Genomic DNA, 14,147 nt, shown 5'->3' with positions numbered 1-14,147 from the left:
GTTGCGCTGCAACCTTGCCTAGCGTGGCGCAACTTGCTAGGTTCCCCAGCCTGATTTCTTTTGCAAGGGAATGTTCCATGGCCGCCACCGCCCGTCCTCGCCGTTCCGTCCTCTATATGCCCGGCTCCAACGCCCGTGCCCTGGAAAAGGCCCGTGGTCTTGCCGCCGACGGCCTGATCCTGGACCTGGAAGACGCCGTCTCCCCCGATGCCAAGGACGTGGCCCGCCAGCAGGTGTGCGACGCGGTCAAGGCCGGTGGGTACGGCGGTCGTGAATTGCTGGTCCGCGTCAACGGCCTGGGGACGCCGTGGGGCTATGCCGACGTCGCCGCCGCCGCCTCGTGCGGGGCCCACGGCATCCTGATTCCCAAGGTGGAAAGCGCCGACATGGTGCGTCAGGTCGAGGCCATCATGGTGGCCAACGGGGCGCCGGACGACATGGCCATCTGGTGCATGATGGAAACCCCCAAGGGTATGCTGCGGGCCGAGGAAATCGCCCTGGCCAGCCCCCGCATGGGTGGTTTCGTCATGGGCACCTCGGATCTGGCCAAGGATCTGCACTGTGCCCATACCGCCATGCGCCTGCCCATGATCACCTCCCTGGGTCTGTGCCTGCTGGCGGCGCGCGCCTATGGCCTGGCCGCCATCGACGGCGTCTATCTGGACCTCAACGACGATGCCGGTTTCGAGGCCCATTGCCTTCAGGGGCTGGAGCTGGGCTTCGACGGCAAGACCCTGATTCACCCCAAGACCATTCCCGTCGCCAATCAGGTGTTCGCGCCGTCGGCAAAAGAAGTGGCGTGGTCCGAGACCATCATCGCCGCCCATGCGGCGGCGGCGGCGGAAGGTAAGGGCGTGGTGGTGGTCGATGGCAAGCTGATCGAGAACCTGCACGTGGAAAACGCCAAGCGTCTGGTTGCCCTGGCCGCGCAGATCGCCCAACTCGACGCCGCTCTGGCCCAGTAAGGACATCGTCATGACCAAGACCAATTCCGGCAATTTCTTCGAGGATTTCCGCATCGGCCAGGAAATCCGCCACGCCACCCCGCGCACGGTGACCGAAGGCGACATGGCCCTTTACACCGCGCTCTACGGCTCGCGCTTCGCCTTCAATTCGTCGGCGGAATTCGCCCGCGATTGCGGCATGCCCGGCCAGCCGCTGGACGATCTGGCCGCCTTCCACGTGGTGTTCGGCAAGACCGTGCCCGACGTCTCCCTGAACGCGGTGGCCAATCTGGGCTATGCCGGCGGCAGCTTCGGCGCCCCGGTCTATGCCGGCGACACCATCACCACCACCTCGCAGGTGATCGGGCTCAAGGAAAATTCCAACAAGCAGACCGGCGTCGTTTATGTCCGCTCCACTGGCGTCAACCAAAAGGGCGAGATGGTGGTGGATTACATCCGCTGGGTGATGGTGAAGAAGCGCGATGTCAATGCCGCCGCCCCGGCGGAGCTGGTGCCCGATCTGCCCGATGCGGTGGCGGCCAGCGATCTGATCATTCCGCCGGGTCTGAACACCGGCAAGTATGACGACGTCCTGGCCGGGTCGCCCCATCGCTGGGACGATTACGCGGTGGGTGAAAAGATCGACCACGTGGACGGCATGACCATCGAGGAAGCCGAGCACATGATGGCCACCCGGTTGTGGCAGAACACCGCCAAGGTCCATTTCAACCAGCATACCGAGGGTCAGGGCCGTTTCGGTCGCCGGCTGATTTATGGCGGCCACATCATTTCGCTGGCCCGGGCGCTGTCGTTCAACGGGTTGGGCAATGCCTTCAAGATCGCAGCCATCAACGGCGGTCGTCACGTCAACCCGACCTTTGCCGGCGACACCATCTATGCCTGGTCGGAAGTGCTGGAAAAGTTCGAGATTCCGGGCCGTTCCACCCTCGGCGCCCTGCGCCTGCGCCTGGTCGCCCTGAAGAACCGCTCGGGCGCCGACTTCACCTTGAAGCTGGAAGACGGCAAAAGCTTCGACCCGGCGGTGGTGTTGGATTTCGATTACACCGTGCTGATGCCCCGCCGCTGAGGCTTGCGTGATGCAGCGGCCCGTCTGGCAACAGGCGGGCCGTCGGCGTTTCAGGCCCGCAGATAATCGCGCGCATCCATGTCCCAACTCAGCACATGGCCCATGACCAGCTTGCGGATGAAGCGCAGCAGGCGGGCTTCCAGCTTGGCGCTGCCCAAGGTGGTGAAGCTGGCGGTAATGGCCCGCAATTCCGCCTGCATCTGCCGGTGATCCTGGATGTGGTCGGTCAGGCTGGGGCAGTGGCGGCGGGTCATCAGTTCTTCTTCATTGGCGAAATGGGTGTCGACCAGTGCGCTCAGGTGGTGCAGTTCCTCTTCCACGTCCAGATGATGCCCGGCAGTGATCCAATCGGCATAAAACCGGTTGAGCACATGGATGATTTCCCGGTGTTCGTTGTCGATCATCGGATTGCCCACCGACAGCGTCTGGTCCCATTGGATCAGTTCGTCCACCGGGGACGGCACGGGTGGCTTGGCGCCCAGGTGCAAAAGGTCAAGCAGCGACATGGTCGCCTCCGCATGCTTCAGGTGGTCCAACTGGGGTGCGGTTGCAGATAGGGCACCTGATCGGGGTGAATCTCGCAATATTCGTGGCCGTCGCGGCTGACGAACTCGCTCCAGCCGCAGGCGGTGCATAGCAGCAATTCTCCCGCCTGCGCCCGGTGGTGGCTAAGCGGCGCGCCGCAATCATGACAATGGCGGCGGTCGGGCAGGGCCTCGGGGCTGTGGGGCGGCATGTGGGCGTTGACGTAGCGCACGATGTTCAGCAATTGGCGCCGCAGGTCGCGCACTTCCTGGCGCAACAACGCCACGTCACGATTGACGTTCACATTTGGCGCGGGGATGGGGTCGTTGCTGGTCATGGCGCTCTCCTGCTTTCTCTTTTTATTTGTTATCTATTATGCCACTTTCAATATTAGATTTGTGAGATTCTATTTTTGCGTGTTTTTCCTAAAATTTGATGCAAAAGCCGCGCATGGCGGAAATGCGTATGATTGGGCGGTTTTTCCTTTTGCTGCTGTGCACCGGGCAGTTCACGCATGTGCGCATGGCATGGCGGCGGGCGGCCGAGGGGCGACCCTACCCCCTTGGGCGGGGCATGGGTAGCTGGCCCTGCCAAAAAGTGTGGTCCTTTGCGTTGACTCGGGCGCGCCTAAACGCTAAACACGTGCCGCACATTGCCGCATGTAGGGGGCGTTTTTGCCCCGCACTTCAGAAGTCTCGGGGGCCCAATCCATGAGCACGCGCAACCGGCCGCTTTCTCCGCATCTCGACGTTTATCGCCTGCCTTTGCTGGCGATCATGTCCATCTCCCACCGCATTACCGGCGTCGGCTTGGCGATCGGTATGTTCGCCCTGGCCTGGTGGCTGTGCGCCGCCGCCTCGGGGCCCGCAGAATTCGCTGTCGCCCAAGCGGTGTTCGGCTCGTTCCTGGGCAAGCTGTTCCTGTTCGGTTGGACGGTCGCCCTGTTCTTCCATCTCAGCCACGGCATCCGCCACCTGTTGTGGGATTCGGGCTGGGGCTTTGAAATTCCGCAGGCGTATCTGTCGGCCAAGGTGGCGCTGGGCGCTACCGTGGTGTTGACGGTGATCGCCTGGATCATCGGTCTGGCCTAAGGGAGAACATTGACATGACCACCCTTCGCTCCCCCATCGGTCGCGCTCGCGGCCTTGGTTCGGCCAAGTCCGGCATGGGCCATCACTGGTCCACCATCGTCAGCGCCGTCGGTCTGATCCCGCTGTCTTTGTGGTTCGTGGTGTCCATCGCCCGTCTGGCCGGTGCCGACCACGCCGTCTTCACCGCCTGGATCGCCAAGGGGCCTAACGCCGCCCTGCTGATCCTGACCATCGGCCTGACCTGCTACCATGCGTCGCTGGGTCTTTCCATGGTCATCGAGGACTATGTGACCTGCAAGGCGAAGAAGTTCGCCGCCCTGCTGGCCACGCGCCTGATCGCCGCCCTGCTGGCGGTCGGCATGTCCGTTTCGATCCTCAAAGTCGCCATCGGAGGCTAACCGCAATGGCTGCGTACAAGATCATCGACCACACCTATGATGTCGTGGTCGTCGGCGCCGGCGGTGCCGGCCTGCGCGCCACCATGGGCATGGGTGCCGCCGGTCTGAAGACCGCCTGCATCACCAAGGTGTTCCCCACCCGCTCGCACACCGTGGCCGCCCAGGGCGGTATCGGCGCTTCTCTCGGCAACATGGCCGAGGACAATTGGAAGTGGCACATGTACGACACCGTCAAGGGGTCGGACTGGCTGGGCGACCAAGACGCCATCGAATACATGTGCCGCGAAGCGGTGCCGGCGGTGTACGAGCTTGAACATTTCGGCGTGCCGTTCTCGCGCACCCCGGAAGGCAAGATCTATCAGCGCCCGTTCGGCGGCCACATGTCCAATTTCGGTGAAAAGCCGGTGCAGCGCGCCTGCGCCGCCGCCGACCGTACCGGCCATGCCATCCTGCACACGCTGTATTCGCAGTCGCTGAAGCATTCGTGCGAATTCTTCGTCGAATATTTCGCTCTCGACCTGATCATGGAAGACGGCGCCTGCCGCGGCGTCGTCGCCTGGAACCTGGACGACGGTTCCCTGCATCGCTTCCGCGCCCACAAGGTGGTGCTGGCCTCGGGCGGCTATGGCCGCGCCTATTTCAGCTGCACCTCGGCCCATACCTGCACCGGCGACGGTCACGGCATGGTGTCGCGCGCCGGTCTGCCGTTGCAGGACATGGAATTCGTGCAGTTCCATCCCACCGGCATCTACGGCTCGGGCTGTCTGATCACCGAGGGTGCGCGCGGCGAAGGCGGCATCCTGCGCAATTCGGCGGGTGAACGCTTCATGGAGCGTTATGCCCCCACCGCCAAGGATCTGGCCTCGCGCGACGTCGTCTCGCGCGCCATGACCGTGGAAATCCGTGAAGGTCGCGGCGTCGGCGCCGGCAACGACCACATCTTCCTGCATCTGGATCACCTGGACCCGGCCGATCTGGAATTGCGTCTGCCCGGCATCTCCGAGACCTCGAAGATTTTCGCCGGTGTCGACGTGACCAAGCAGCCGATCCCGGTGCTGCCGACCGTGCACTACAACATGGGCGGTATCCCCACCAACGTGCATGGCGAAGTGCTGCGCCCGACCGCCGACAACCCCGACGCCACCGTCGAGGGCCTGATGGCCATCGGCGAGGCGGCCTGCGTGTCGGTGCACGGCGCCAACCGTCTGGGCACCAACTCGCTGTTGGACATCGTCGTCTTCGGTCGTGCCGCTGCCCTGCGCGCTGCCGAGACGCTGAAGCCCGGCACCACCCACAAGCCGCTGGCCAAGGATGCCGGCGACAACGCGGTGGCCCGCTTCGACCGTCTGCGCAACGCCAATGGTTCGCTGCATACCAGCGAAATCCGCTTGGCCATGCAAAAGACCATGCAGAACGACGCCGCCGTCTTCCGTACCTCGAAGACCCTGGCCGAAGGCTGCGCCAAGATGGAGCAGGTTGCCTCCACCTTGCCGCAGATCAAGATCAACGACCGTTCCACCGTGTGGAACTCGGATCTGGTCGAGGCCTTGGAGCTGGAAAACCTGATGGATTGTGCCCAGGCGACCATCGTGTCGGCGGAAGCCCGGCACGAATCGCGCGGCGCTCATGCCCACGAGGATTATCCGGATCGCGACGACGTCAACTGGCAGAAGCACTCGCTGGCCTGGGTCGAGAACGGCAAGGTGAAGCTGGACTATCGTCCGGTCCACACCTATACGCTGACCGACGAGGTCGAGTACATCAAGCCGCAGAAGCGCGTCTACTAAGGCCGGTCAAGGAGAGAAAGACATGGTCGAATTCGCCCTGCCCGCCAATTCCCGGGTACAGAACGGCAAGACCCACAAGGCTCCTGCCGGTGCCAAGAAGGTTAAGGCGTTCAAGATTTACCGCTACGATCCCGATTCGGGTGCCAACCCGCGTCTGGACACCTACGAGATCGATCTCGACGCCTGCGGCCCCATGGTTCTGGACGCCCTGCTGAAGATCAAGAACGAGATCGACTCGACGCTGACCTTCCGCCGCTCCTGCCGTGAAGGCATCTGCGGCTCCTGCGCCATGAACATCGACGGCGCCAACACCTTGGCCTGCCTGAAGCCCATCGAGGACATCAAGGGCGACGCCAAGATCTATCCGCTGCCGCATATGCCGGTGATCAAGGATCTGATTCCTGACCTGACCGTGCCCTATGCCCAGCTGGCGTCGATCAAGCCGTGGATGCAGACCCAGACCCCGCCGCCGCCCGATGGCGAACGGCTGCAATCGCCGGAAGAGCGGGAAAAGCTCGACGGCATGTGGGAATGCATCCTGTGCTTCTGCTGCCAGACCAGCTGCCCCAGCTACTGGTGGAACGGCGATCGTTATCTCGGTCCGGCAGTGCTGTTGCAGGCTGCCCGCTGGATCCACGATTCCCGCGATGAAATGACCGGTGAACGCCTCGATGCGCTGGAAGACCCCTTCAAGCTGTATCGCTGCCACACCATCATGAACTGCACCAAGACCTGCCCCAAGGGGCTGAACCCGGCCAAGGCCATCGGTTCGATCAAGACCAAGCTGTTGCAGCGCGGCGTCTGATCCGGTCTGAAACAATCAACCCCGCCAGAGTATCTCTGGCGGGGTTTTTTGTGTGCTCATTCCTCGAAGTGCTGGCCCCAGCTTCCCGGTGGCAGGGTGTACGAGCCACCCGACGGGTACAACGGCGCCTGGGATGGGGGCGCGGTCAGGATGGGAGCGGGAGCCATGTCCGGCTTGCCGGCGATGTCGGCGGGGGTCAGTGGGCGATAGGGGGCGACAGGGGGCGTCGCCGCCGGCGCGGCCATGGTCGGGGCGGCGGTACCCGTTGAAGTGCCATCGACCGGGTTTGCCGCCGGTGCCATCGGACCGGAGGGCAGGGTGGTGGGGACCGCCTGCTGCTGGGATTGCGGCAGGGCGATGCGCGGCTTCGGCTTCATCTTGCCGGTGCGCTTTTGCCATTCGGCGATCGCCTTTTCGTCGGCGGGGTTGATCAATCGGCCTTTGGCATCGGTCATTTCCGGGTGATAGCAGGTAAAGGTGGATTGATGCGGTGCGGTGATCCGGCACTGATAGCGCAGGGTCTTTTGGAACTGGCTGAAATACCCATATTCACCACAGGCATAGGCGGCTTCCGCTTCCACCTCGGCCCAAGGCGCGCTGTCGGCATGGCATATGGTGACAGTGCCGTTGGTGGTGATGGTGTTGGCCCGCTTGTCGATCAGGCTCTCAATCTCATGATCGACGAACGGCGCTTCGGCGCAGGAGGCAAGCATGGCGGCGATGGCAAACAGGGCAAATGGGGCGGCGCGCATGGCTGGCTCGCTGGGTATGGGATGGACGCCTCTCTTGTTTATCCCACCCCCGCCCGTGGGGAAAGAGGATATAGGGTCCAGACCTTGTTGTTCTAAAACGTTCGGCAGGGTAAGATTTGGACCTTGGTTGCGGGAAGGAGGAACAACATGTCCGACGGCAAGAAATTCCGTTTGGTCACGCGCAGTGATTTCGACGGCTTGGTGTGCGCCGTCCTATTGAAGCAATTGGACATCATCGACGATATCAAGTTCGTCCATCCCAAGGATATGCAGGACGGGGTCATCGATATCGGCCCCAACGACATCAGCACCAATCTTCCCTATGTGGATGGCGTGCACATCGCCTTCGACCACCATCTGTCGGAAACCATCCGCGTCGGCCAGAAGGACAACCACATCATCGACCCCAAGGCGCCGTCGGCGGCCCGCGTGGTCTATGATTATTACGGCGGTGCCGTGCGCTTCCCGGCGGCCTGGGACAAAATGATGGAAGAGGTCGACAAGGCCGACAGCGCCCAATACTCGCTGGATGACATCATTTCGCCCACTGGCTGGACGGTGTTGAATTACATCATGGATGCCCGCACCGGTCTGGGCCGCTTCCGTGATTTCCGTATCTCCAATTATCAGTTGATGATGGAGCTGATCGATTATTGCCGCAATCACAGCATCGAGCAGATCATGGCTCTGCCCGATGTCAAGGAACGGACCGATCTGTTCTTCGAACACGAGGAAAAGGCCAAGGAACAGCTGTTGCGCTGCTCCAAGGTGTACAAGAACCTGATCGTTCTTGATCTTCGCAACGAAGAGACCATCTACGCCTGCAACCGCTTCATGATTTATGCGCTCTATCCGCAGTGCAACATCTCCATCCACATTTTGTGGGGGCTGAAGCAGCAGAACACCGTGTTCGCCATCGGTCGGTCCATCGTCAATCGCTCGGCCAAGACCAATGTGGGCGAGTTGTGTCTGACCTATGGCGGCGGTGGCCACGAAAAGGCCGGTACCTGTCAGGTTGGCAACGATGTCGCCCCCAAGGTGTTGGAAGATCTGATCGCCAAGATCAACGCCGACGGCTGATCGCGTCGCATAAAAGCTGGAAAAGGGCGCGGGCACCCACCCGCGCCCTTTTCCTTTGCCCCCCTTTGGGGTAGGCTGCGCGGCCATGAATGAAGGCCCACTTTTTGAATATCGCAGCCGCCTGCGCGCGGGTCAGGTTCGTCCCGATCCGGCCCAAGAACTGGCGGTGGAAAAACTGCAAAGCCTGTCCAAGGCTGTTCGCGGCTATCGCCCCAGCGCCGGTGAAAAGGGCTGGCTGGCCCGCTTCGGCCTGGGCGGCAAGGCCGCGGTGCCGGCGGGTCTGCAATGGCATCCTGGCGATTGCGAGGACGGCAACCCGCGCCAGGGCCTGTACATCTTCGGCGAGGTCGGGCGCGGCAAATCCATGCTGATGGATTTGTTCTACGAATTCACCAACATGCCCGGCAAGCGGCGGGTGCATTTCCACGAATTCATGCGTGACGTTCACGCAGCCATGCACGAATGGCGCAAATCCGGCGGTGCCGATCCTATCCCGGCCTTGGCCAAGCAACTGGCCGACAATGCCTGGCTGCTGTGTCTGGATGAATTGCAGGTCACCGACATCGCCGATGCCATGATCGTCGGGCGTTTGTTCCAGCATCTGCTGGATAACGGCGTGGTGGTGGTCATCACCTCCAATCGGGCGCCCCAGGATCTGTACAAGGATGGCTTGCAGCGCCAGCGCTTCGTGCCCTTCATCGAGCTGATGGGGCAGCGTCTGGATTTGCTGGAGCTGAATTCGGAGCGGGATTATCGCCTGGGGCGCAAGCGCGGCCTGCAGGTTTATCACTTCCCCAATGGTCCCGCGGCCGAGGCGGAGTTGGACAAAAACTTCGCCCGCCTGACCGAGGGGGCGGCGGCGCGGCCCGATCAGTTGATGGTCAATGGCCGGGTGCTGGACATCCCGCGCGCCGCCATCGGCGTCGCCCGCTTCAGTTTCCGCGAATTGTGCGGGCGCCCCCTGGGGCCGTCCGATTACCTGGAGCTGGCCAGCCACTTCCATACCCTGGTGCTGTCGGGCATCCCGCTGCTGTCGCCGGAAAACAAGGACGAGGCCCGGCGCTTCGTCACCCTGGTCGATGCCCTTTACGAACATAAGGTGACGCTGATCTGTTCGGCGGCGGCGCCACCGGAAAGCCTGTACCCCACCGGTATCGGCGCCTTCGAGTTCCAGCGCACGGTATCGCGGCTGATGGAGATGCAGGCGGACGACTACATCACCCGCCAGCACATCAGCTGAAGCCGGGCAGGGTCAGGCGGAAGCGGGCGCCGCCGCTGGCGACATTCTCCGCGCTCAACTCGCCGCCATGGTCGCGGACGATGCCATAGCTGATCCATAGCCCGAGGCCGGTGCCTTGGCCCACCGGCTTGGTGGTGAAGAACGGGTCGAACACCTTGCCCAGGTTTTCCGTGGCGATGCCGGGACCGGAATCGGTGATCTCCACCACCACCGTACCGCTGGTGAACCGACCGCTGACGGTGATGCGGGCATCGTTGCCCTGGCCCTCCACCGCGTCGAGGGCGTTTTCCATCAGATTGACCATGACCTGATGCAATTGCCCGGCATGACCGGGCACCAGCAGGATTTCGGGCAGTTCGAGATGGGGAACCGGCGGCGCCTTGCGGCCCTTGATCACCCACTGAACGGCATTTTCGGCGATCTCGGCCAGATTGACCGGTTGGGCGGCGCCGCTTTGGCTGAACGACAGGCGCTTCAGCGACTTGACGATGTCGGCGACCCGCTGCGCCCCTTCCTGGGTGCCGGCGATCAGCGCCGGCAGATCGGCCATCAGCGTGTCGATGCGCAAGGATCGGCGCAAGGCCTCGCGTTCGGTTTCGTCGACGCCTTGGTGGATCACCCCCAGATAGGCCTCCAGCCGTTCGCGGTACTTGGTCAGCACGTGGACATTGCCGACGATGAAGCTGATGGGGTTGTTGAGCTCGTGCGCGACACCGGCGATCAGACGGCCCAGCGACGCCATCTTTTCCTGCTGCACCAATTGCGCCTGGGCTTGCTTCAACGCCTCGTAGGCGCGGCGCAACTCGCCTACCGGCCGTCCGGTCAGCACGGTGCCCGCGGGCAGGCCGCGATGGTCCAAAAGCGTGGCGCAGGTCAGCGCCACCGGGTCGGTGGTGCCGGTACTGCCGTGGACGAAGCGGATTTCGCGGTCCTCGCCGCTGGCCGCCTCCAGCCAATGGCTGACCGGGCCGGCGCCGGCGGCCAGCAGGGCGTCGATGGGTTGGCCGATCAGGTCGATCTCGGCCATGTCGGTGAGGCGGAGAAAGGCCAGGTTGACCTGTTGGATGCGGCCCTTGGAATCGCAGACCACCAGGATGTCCGATACCGACGACAGCACCGAGGTGATGAAGCGCTGGGCTTCCTCCAGCGCCGTATTTTTTTCCTCCAGTTCGATTTCATACTGGATCAGGTCGGAATAGACTTCCTCCATCTTGCGGATCACTTCGATCCACGCCGCCTCTTGGGCCTGGGCGATGTCGCCGTCGGCCAGTTCCGGCGCCACGGGAAGGGGAGGCTGTCGTCCGGCCATCAGTCCGGGCGCTCCAGCCCGTGGCGGGCCAACTTGGCCCGCAGCCCCACCCGGCTCAGGCCCAGTTCCTCGGCGACGCGGCTGATGTTCCAGTGATGGCGTTGCAGGGTTTCGGCCAGGATGCGGGCTTCGAGCAAATCCACCTGTTCGCGTAGGCTCTGGCCCTGGGGCTGACTGGCGCTGGCCGTCGGCTGGCGGTGGCGGATGCGCGGGCTGAGCAGTTCCGGGCCGATGATCGGGGCCTCGGCCAGGGCGACCATGCGCTGCATTTCGTTCATCAGCTCGCGCACATTGCCGGGCCAGTCATAGGCCGACAGCAGGGCCATGGCGGCAGGCGACAGATGGGTGACGGTCTTGCCGAAATTGCGCGCGGTGTCGGCCAGCAGCCGTTTGGTCAAGATGGTGATGTCGTCGGGACGGTCGCGCAGCGGCGGGATGTGGATGGGAAAGGCGGCCAGACGGTAATACAGGTCACGGCGAAAGTGCTTGTCGTGGACGTCCTGTTCCAGGTTGCGGTTGGTGGCGGCGATGACCCGCACATCCACCTTGCGGGTCAGGCGCGCGCCTAAGGGCCTGATTTCGCCTTCTTGCAGCACACGCAGCAATTTGACCTGGAAGGCGGGCGAGGTTTCGCCGATTTCGTCCAAAAAGATGGTGCCGCCATCGGCCTGCTCGAACAGGCCGATACGGTCCTCGTAGGCGCCGGTGAAGGCCCCTTTCTTGCAGCCGAACAATTCGGATTCCAGCAACTGGTCGGGCAGGGCGCCGCAATTCTCGACGACGAAAGGCTTGGTCCCGCGCGGCGAGTTGTAATGGATGGCGCGGGCCAGCAATTCCTTGCCGGTGCCCGATTCGCCGGTGATCAGCACCGAGATGTCAAAGGCGGCGACCCGGCTGGCCATGTCGATGGCCTCGGTCAGGGGCGAGTGCGGCGCATGGGCGATGCGGTCGAAATGGTGGGCGCGTTTCAACCGGCTGGTCTTTTGCGCCACCTGGCTTTCCAGCATGGCCGGCGCCACCTTCAGGTCCAGCGACGCCTGGGCCGAGGCGTTTTGCAACTGCCACAGCCGTAATCCCTCGCGGATGGTGCGGATCAGCTCGTCCGGTTCCCACGGCTTGGTGATGTACTGGTAGATGCCGGCCTCGTTGATGCCGGCGATGATGTCTTCCGACGCGGTATAGCCGGAAATGATCATGCGTACCGGATCGGGCCAGCGCTCGCGCACATTGCGCAGGAAATCGACGCCCTGCATCCCCGGCATGCGCTGGTCGCACAAGATGGCATGGACCATTTCCTGGTCCAGCACGTTCTCGGCCTCTTCGGCATTGGAGGCGGTCAACACCTGGAATTCGTCGCCGAGAACCCGGCGCAAGGCCTCTTGTGACTGCCGTTCGTCGTCGATAACCAGGATGATCGGCAGCTTGCTCAACGTCAGGGCCTTGCCAGGGTGGAACCACGGGCATTGTGGGTGGGAAGCGGCGCCCGAATCAAGGGGCCGTTGGCGAAAACGGGTCGGATGTTCATACCTCGTTCAAACTGGGCGCGAATGATTATCACATACCTTTGGTATGAGGAGTGTGCGGCTAAGACGAGGCACTCATGGGATCGGTCGGCAGCATCAGCAAGAACAATGGCGCCATGAGCGAACGGCGGCGCTACACCCGTTATGCCGGCGACGGCCTGATGGTGTGGGTGGATGGGCGGATTTATCCGGCCATCGACGTCTCGCTGGGTGGCGTCAGGCTGTCCGGGGTACAGCCGGTCAAGCGCGGTGCGGTGGTGAGCTTGAAGCTGATCCCCTGTCACGGCGAGGTGATGATGCTGGGTCTGGCCGCCATCGCCCAAGGCCAAGTCCTGGCGGTGGGGCCGTCGGGAACCCGCCTAGCCTTCGTCTCCCCCCGTTATTCGCTGGCCAAGACGGTGGTGCGCCATACCCGCACTCAGCACCTGGATGGCGTGTTCAGCCAGCCTGTTGGCTGACCTGGGCCAGGGACGTTCGCACCGATGCGACCAGGGATTGCCGTAAGTGGGCGATGCCGTCGGCAACTTGGGCCGACACCCCCGACACGTCGTCGGCAAGCGAGCCGGTGGTCGAGGCTTCTTGCGACACTTCATGGATGCGGGTGGCCACTTCCTGCGCCGCCACCGTGGTCTGGGTGACATTGCGGGCGATTTCCGCCGTGGCCGCGCCTTGCTGGTCGACAGCGGCGGCAACGGCGGTGGACAGGGTCTCCACCGAGCCGATGGCGCCGACGATGGCCTTGACGGCGGCCACCGCCTCACGGGTGATGGCCATGATCTGGGTGATCTGGGTGCCGATCTCATCGGTGGCCCGGGTGGTCTGGTTGGCCAGGGACTTGACTTCGTTGGCGACGACGGCGAAGCCCTTGCCGGCATCGCCGGCGCGCGCCGCCTCGATGGTGGCGTTGAGCGCCAGCAAATTGGTCTGGCTGGCGATGTCGTTGATCAACTGGGTCACTTCACTGATGCGACCGACGGTTTCCGACAAGCGGCCGATGGTGTTCTGGGCGGTGTCGGCGGTCTGGCTGGCTTCGGTTGCCGCCAGATGGGCGGTGTGGATGGAGTGGCGGATTTCGTCGATGGAGGCGCTCAGCTGTTCCGATGCCGCCGCCACCGTCTGGGCGTTGGCCAGGGCTTGGGCCGCCGCCGCCGCCACCCCTTGGGCATTGGCGTGAACGCTGCCGGCCGAATGCGCCATGCTGTCGGCATTGCCGGTCAGCCGCTGGGTGAATTGCGACACCTGGGTCACCGCCTGATCCGCCTGGGTTTCGATGCTGTCGGCCATGCGTGAAAGCGCTTGCTGCTTTTGCCGCTCCGCTTCCGCTTCCTGCTGCCGTTGAGCCTGGCGCAGCCGCTCGGCCTCGATGGCGTTGGCCTTGAACACCGCCACCGCCTTGGCCATTGCCCCCACTTCATCGGTGCGCCCGGTATAGGGGATGGTGCTGTCCATGGCGCCACCGGCCAGGGCGTGCATGATGCCGGTCATGCGGGTGACCGGACGGATCACCCCCAGGGCCATGGCGCTGACGCCGGCGACCACCAGGGCGATGCCCAGGCCGGCCACGCTCCAGGCCAGACTCATCAGGCTGGTCTCGCGTTCGCCGGCC

General features: G+C 63.5%; 14 protein-coding genes and 1 pseudogene. 9 read left to right on the top strand and 6 right to left on the bottom strand.

Features of this window, described 5'->3' with window-relative positions; translation table 11 throughout:
- Positions 1-77 precede the first annotated feature (77 nt).
- A complete protein-coding gene (locus MGMSRV2_RS11050) occupies positions 78-965 on the top strand; it encodes an HpcH/HpaI aldolase/citrate lyase family protein (protein WP_024080446.1) in 888 nt (295 codons plus the stop codon).
- Positions 966-975: 10 nt separating this feature from the next.
- Positions 976-2,031, top strand: coding sequence for a MaoC family dehydratase (locus MGMSRV2_RS11045; RefSeq protein WP_024080445.1), 1,056 nt, complete (start codon positions 976-978; stop codon positions 2,029-2,031).
- A 50-nt stretch (positions 2,032-2,081) separates the two neighbouring features.
- Here the strand turns inward: MGMSRV2_RS11045 and MGMSRV2_RS11040 are convergent, their stop codons facing one another.
- The gene (locus MGMSRV2_RS11040) at positions 2,082-2,537 is read right to left on the bottom strand and encodes a bacteriohemerythrin (RefSeq protein WP_024080444.1); all 456 of its coding nucleotides are present in this window, start codon (positions 2,535-2,537) and stop codon (positions 2,082-2,084) included.
- A 17-nt stretch (positions 2,538-2,554) separates the two neighbouring features.
- Entirely contained in the window at positions 2,555-2,893 is a 339-nt protein-coding gene (locus MGMSRV2_RS21070; protein WP_024080443.1) for a hypothetical protein, read from the bottom strand.
- 373 nt (positions 2,894-3,266) lie between these two features.
- Between MGMSRV2_RS21070 and sdhC the strand changes: the two genes are divergently transcribed.
- From sdhC to MGMSRV2_RS11015, 4 genes are read left to right on the top strand one after another with little or no spacing between them, the layout of a single operon-like run.
- Positions 3,267-3,647, top strand: coding sequence for a succinate dehydrogenase, cytochrome b556 subunit (gene sdhC, locus MGMSRV2_RS11030; RefSeq protein WP_024080441.1), 381 nt, complete (start codon positions 3,267-3,269; stop codon positions 3,645-3,647).
- Between the two features lie 14 nt (positions 3,648-3,661).
- Positions 3,662-4,045 carry a succinate dehydrogenase, hydrophobic membrane anchor protein gene (gene sdhD, locus MGMSRV2_RS11025; protein ID WP_024080440.1) on the top strand — a complete coding sequence of 128 codons (384 nt, stop codon included), beginning with the start codon at positions 3,662-3,664 and terminating at the stop codon, positions 4,043-4,045.
- 5 nt (positions 4,046-4,050) lie between these two features.
- Entirely contained in the window at positions 4,051-5,832 is a 1,782-nt protein-coding gene (sdhA, locus tag MGMSRV2_RS11020) for a succinate dehydrogenase flavoprotein subunit (protein ID WP_024080439.1), read from the top strand.
- Positions 5,833-5,854: 22 nt separating this feature from the next.
- Positions 5,855-6,637, top strand: a complete 783-nt coding sequence (locus MGMSRV2_RS11015; protein ID WP_024080438.1) for a succinate dehydrogenase iron-sulfur subunit — start codon at positions 5,855-5,857, stop codon at positions 6,635-6,637.
- Positions 6,638-6,693: 56 nt separating this feature from the next.
- Here MGMSRV2_RS11015 and MGMSRV2_RS11010 read toward each other — a convergent pair whose 3' ends face one another.
- Positions 6,694-7,389: a hypothetical protein gene (locus MGMSRV2_RS11010; RefSeq protein WP_024080437.1), complete on the bottom strand. Its 696-nt coding sequence runs from the start codon at positions 7,387-7,389 to the stop codon at positions 6,694-6,696.
- A 147-nt stretch (positions 7,390-7,536) separates the two neighbouring features.
- Between MGMSRV2_RS11010 and MGMSRV2_RS11005 the strand changes: the two genes are divergently transcribed.
- The gene (locus MGMSRV2_RS11005) at positions 7,537-8,469 is read left to right on the top strand and encodes a DHH family phosphoesterase (RefSeq protein WP_024080436.1); all 933 of its coding nucleotides are present in this window, start codon (positions 7,537-7,539) and stop codon (positions 8,467-8,469) included.
- A gap of 85 nt (positions 8,470-8,554) precedes the next feature.
- Positions 8,555-9,709, top strand: coding sequence for a cell division protein ZapE (gene zapE, locus MGMSRV2_RS11000; protein WP_024080435.1), 1,155 nt, complete (start codon positions 8,555-8,557; stop codon positions 9,707-9,709).
- On the opposite strand, the gene MGMSRV2_RS10995 is transcribed toward zapE, so the two are convergent.
- Positions 9,702-11,018: a sensor histidine kinase gene (locus MGMSRV2_RS10995; RefSeq protein WP_024080434.1), complete on the bottom strand. Its 1,317-nt coding sequence runs from the start codon at positions 11,016-11,018 to the stop codon at positions 9,702-9,704. The genes zapE and MGMSRV2_RS10995 overlap by 8 nt on opposite strands.
- The gene (locus tag MGMSRV2_RS10990) at positions 11,018-12,448 is read right to left on the bottom strand and encodes a sigma-54-dependent transcriptional regulator (protein WP_024080433.1); all 1,431 of its coding nucleotides are present in this window, start codon (positions 12,446-12,448) and stop codon (positions 11,018-11,020) included. The genes MGMSRV2_RS10995 and MGMSRV2_RS10990 overlap by 1 nt, the downstream gene beginning before the upstream one ends.
- 170 nt (positions 12,449-12,618) lie before the next feature.
- Between MGMSRV2_RS10990 and MGMSRV2_RS10985 the strand changes: the two genes are divergently transcribed.
- Positions 12,619-12,999, top strand: a complete 381-nt coding sequence (locus MGMSRV2_RS10985) for a hypothetical protein (protein ID WP_024080432.1) — start codon at positions 12,619-12,621, stop codon at positions 12,997-12,999.
- On the opposite strand, the pseudogene MGMSRV2_RS22400 reads toward MGMSRV2_RS10985, so the two are convergent.
- Positions 12,980-14,044, bottom strand: a pseudogene (locus MGMSRV2_RS22400) (methyl-accepting chemotaxis protein); the annotation flags it as partial. The gene MGMSRV2_RS10985 and the pseudogene MGMSRV2_RS22400 sit on opposite strands and share 20 nt — an antisense overlap.
- Positions 14,045-14,147 lie beyond the last annotated feature (103 nt).

Source organism: Magnetospirillum gryphiswaldense MSR-1 v2 (assembly GCF_000513295.1).
GTDB classification, from domain to species: domain Bacteria; phylum Pseudomonadota; class Alphaproteobacteria; order Rhodospirillales; family Magnetospirillaceae; genus Magnetospirillum; species Magnetospirillum gryphiswaldense.
Note: the sequence above shows the minus strand (reverse complement) of the source record. Positions and strands in the feature narration are given on the sequence as shown.

Coding starts and splice junctions, on each gene's coding strand:
- MGMSRV2_RS11050 (WP_024080446.1), top strand. CDS start 78: ATGGCCGCCACCGCCCGTCCTCGCCGTTCCGTCCTCTATATGCCCGGC.
- MGMSRV2_RS11045 (WP_024080445.1), top strand. CDS start 976: ATGACCAAGACCAATTCCGGCAATTTCTTCGAGGATTTCCGCATCGGC.
- MGMSRV2_RS11040 (WP_024080444.1), bottom strand. CDS start 2,537: ATGTCGCTGCTTGACCTTTTGCACCTGGGCGCCAAGCCACCCGTGCCG.
- MGMSRV2_RS21070 (WP_024080443.1), bottom strand. CDS start 2,893: ATGACCAGCAACGACCCCATCCCCGCGCCAAATGTGAACGTCAATCGT.
- sdhC (WP_024080441.1), top strand. CDS start 3,267: ATGAGCACGCGCAACCGGCCGCTTTCTCCGCATCTCGACGTTTATCGC.
- sdhD (WP_024080440.1), top strand. CDS start 3,662: ATGACCACCCTTCGCTCCCCCATCGGTCGCGCTCGCGGCCTTGGTTCG.
- sdhA (WP_024080439.1), top strand. CDS start 4,051: ATGGCTGCGTACAAGATCATCGACCACACCTATGATGTCGTGGTCGTC.
- MGMSRV2_RS11015 (WP_024080438.1), top strand. CDS start 5,855: ATGGTCGAATTCGCCCTGCCCGCCAATTCCCGGGTACAGAACGGCAAG.
- MGMSRV2_RS11010 (WP_024080437.1), bottom strand. CDS start 7,389: ATGCGCGCCGCCCCATTTGCCCTGTTTGCCATCGCCGCCATGCTTGCC.
- MGMSRV2_RS11005 (WP_024080436.1), top strand. CDS start 7,537: ATGTCCGACGGCAAGAAATTCCGTTTGGTCACGCGCAGTGATTTCGAC.
- zapE (WP_024080435.1), top strand. CDS start 8,555: ATGAATGAAGGCCCACTTTTTGAATATCGCAGCCGCCTGCGCGCGGGT.
- MGMSRV2_RS10995 (WP_024080434.1), bottom strand. CDS start 11,018: ATGGCCGGACGACAGCCTCCCCTTCCCGTGGCGCCGGAACTGGCCGAC.
- MGMSRV2_RS10985 (WP_024080432.1), top strand. CDS start 12,619: ATGGGATCGGTCGGCAGCATCAGCAAGAACAATGGCGCCATGAGCGAA.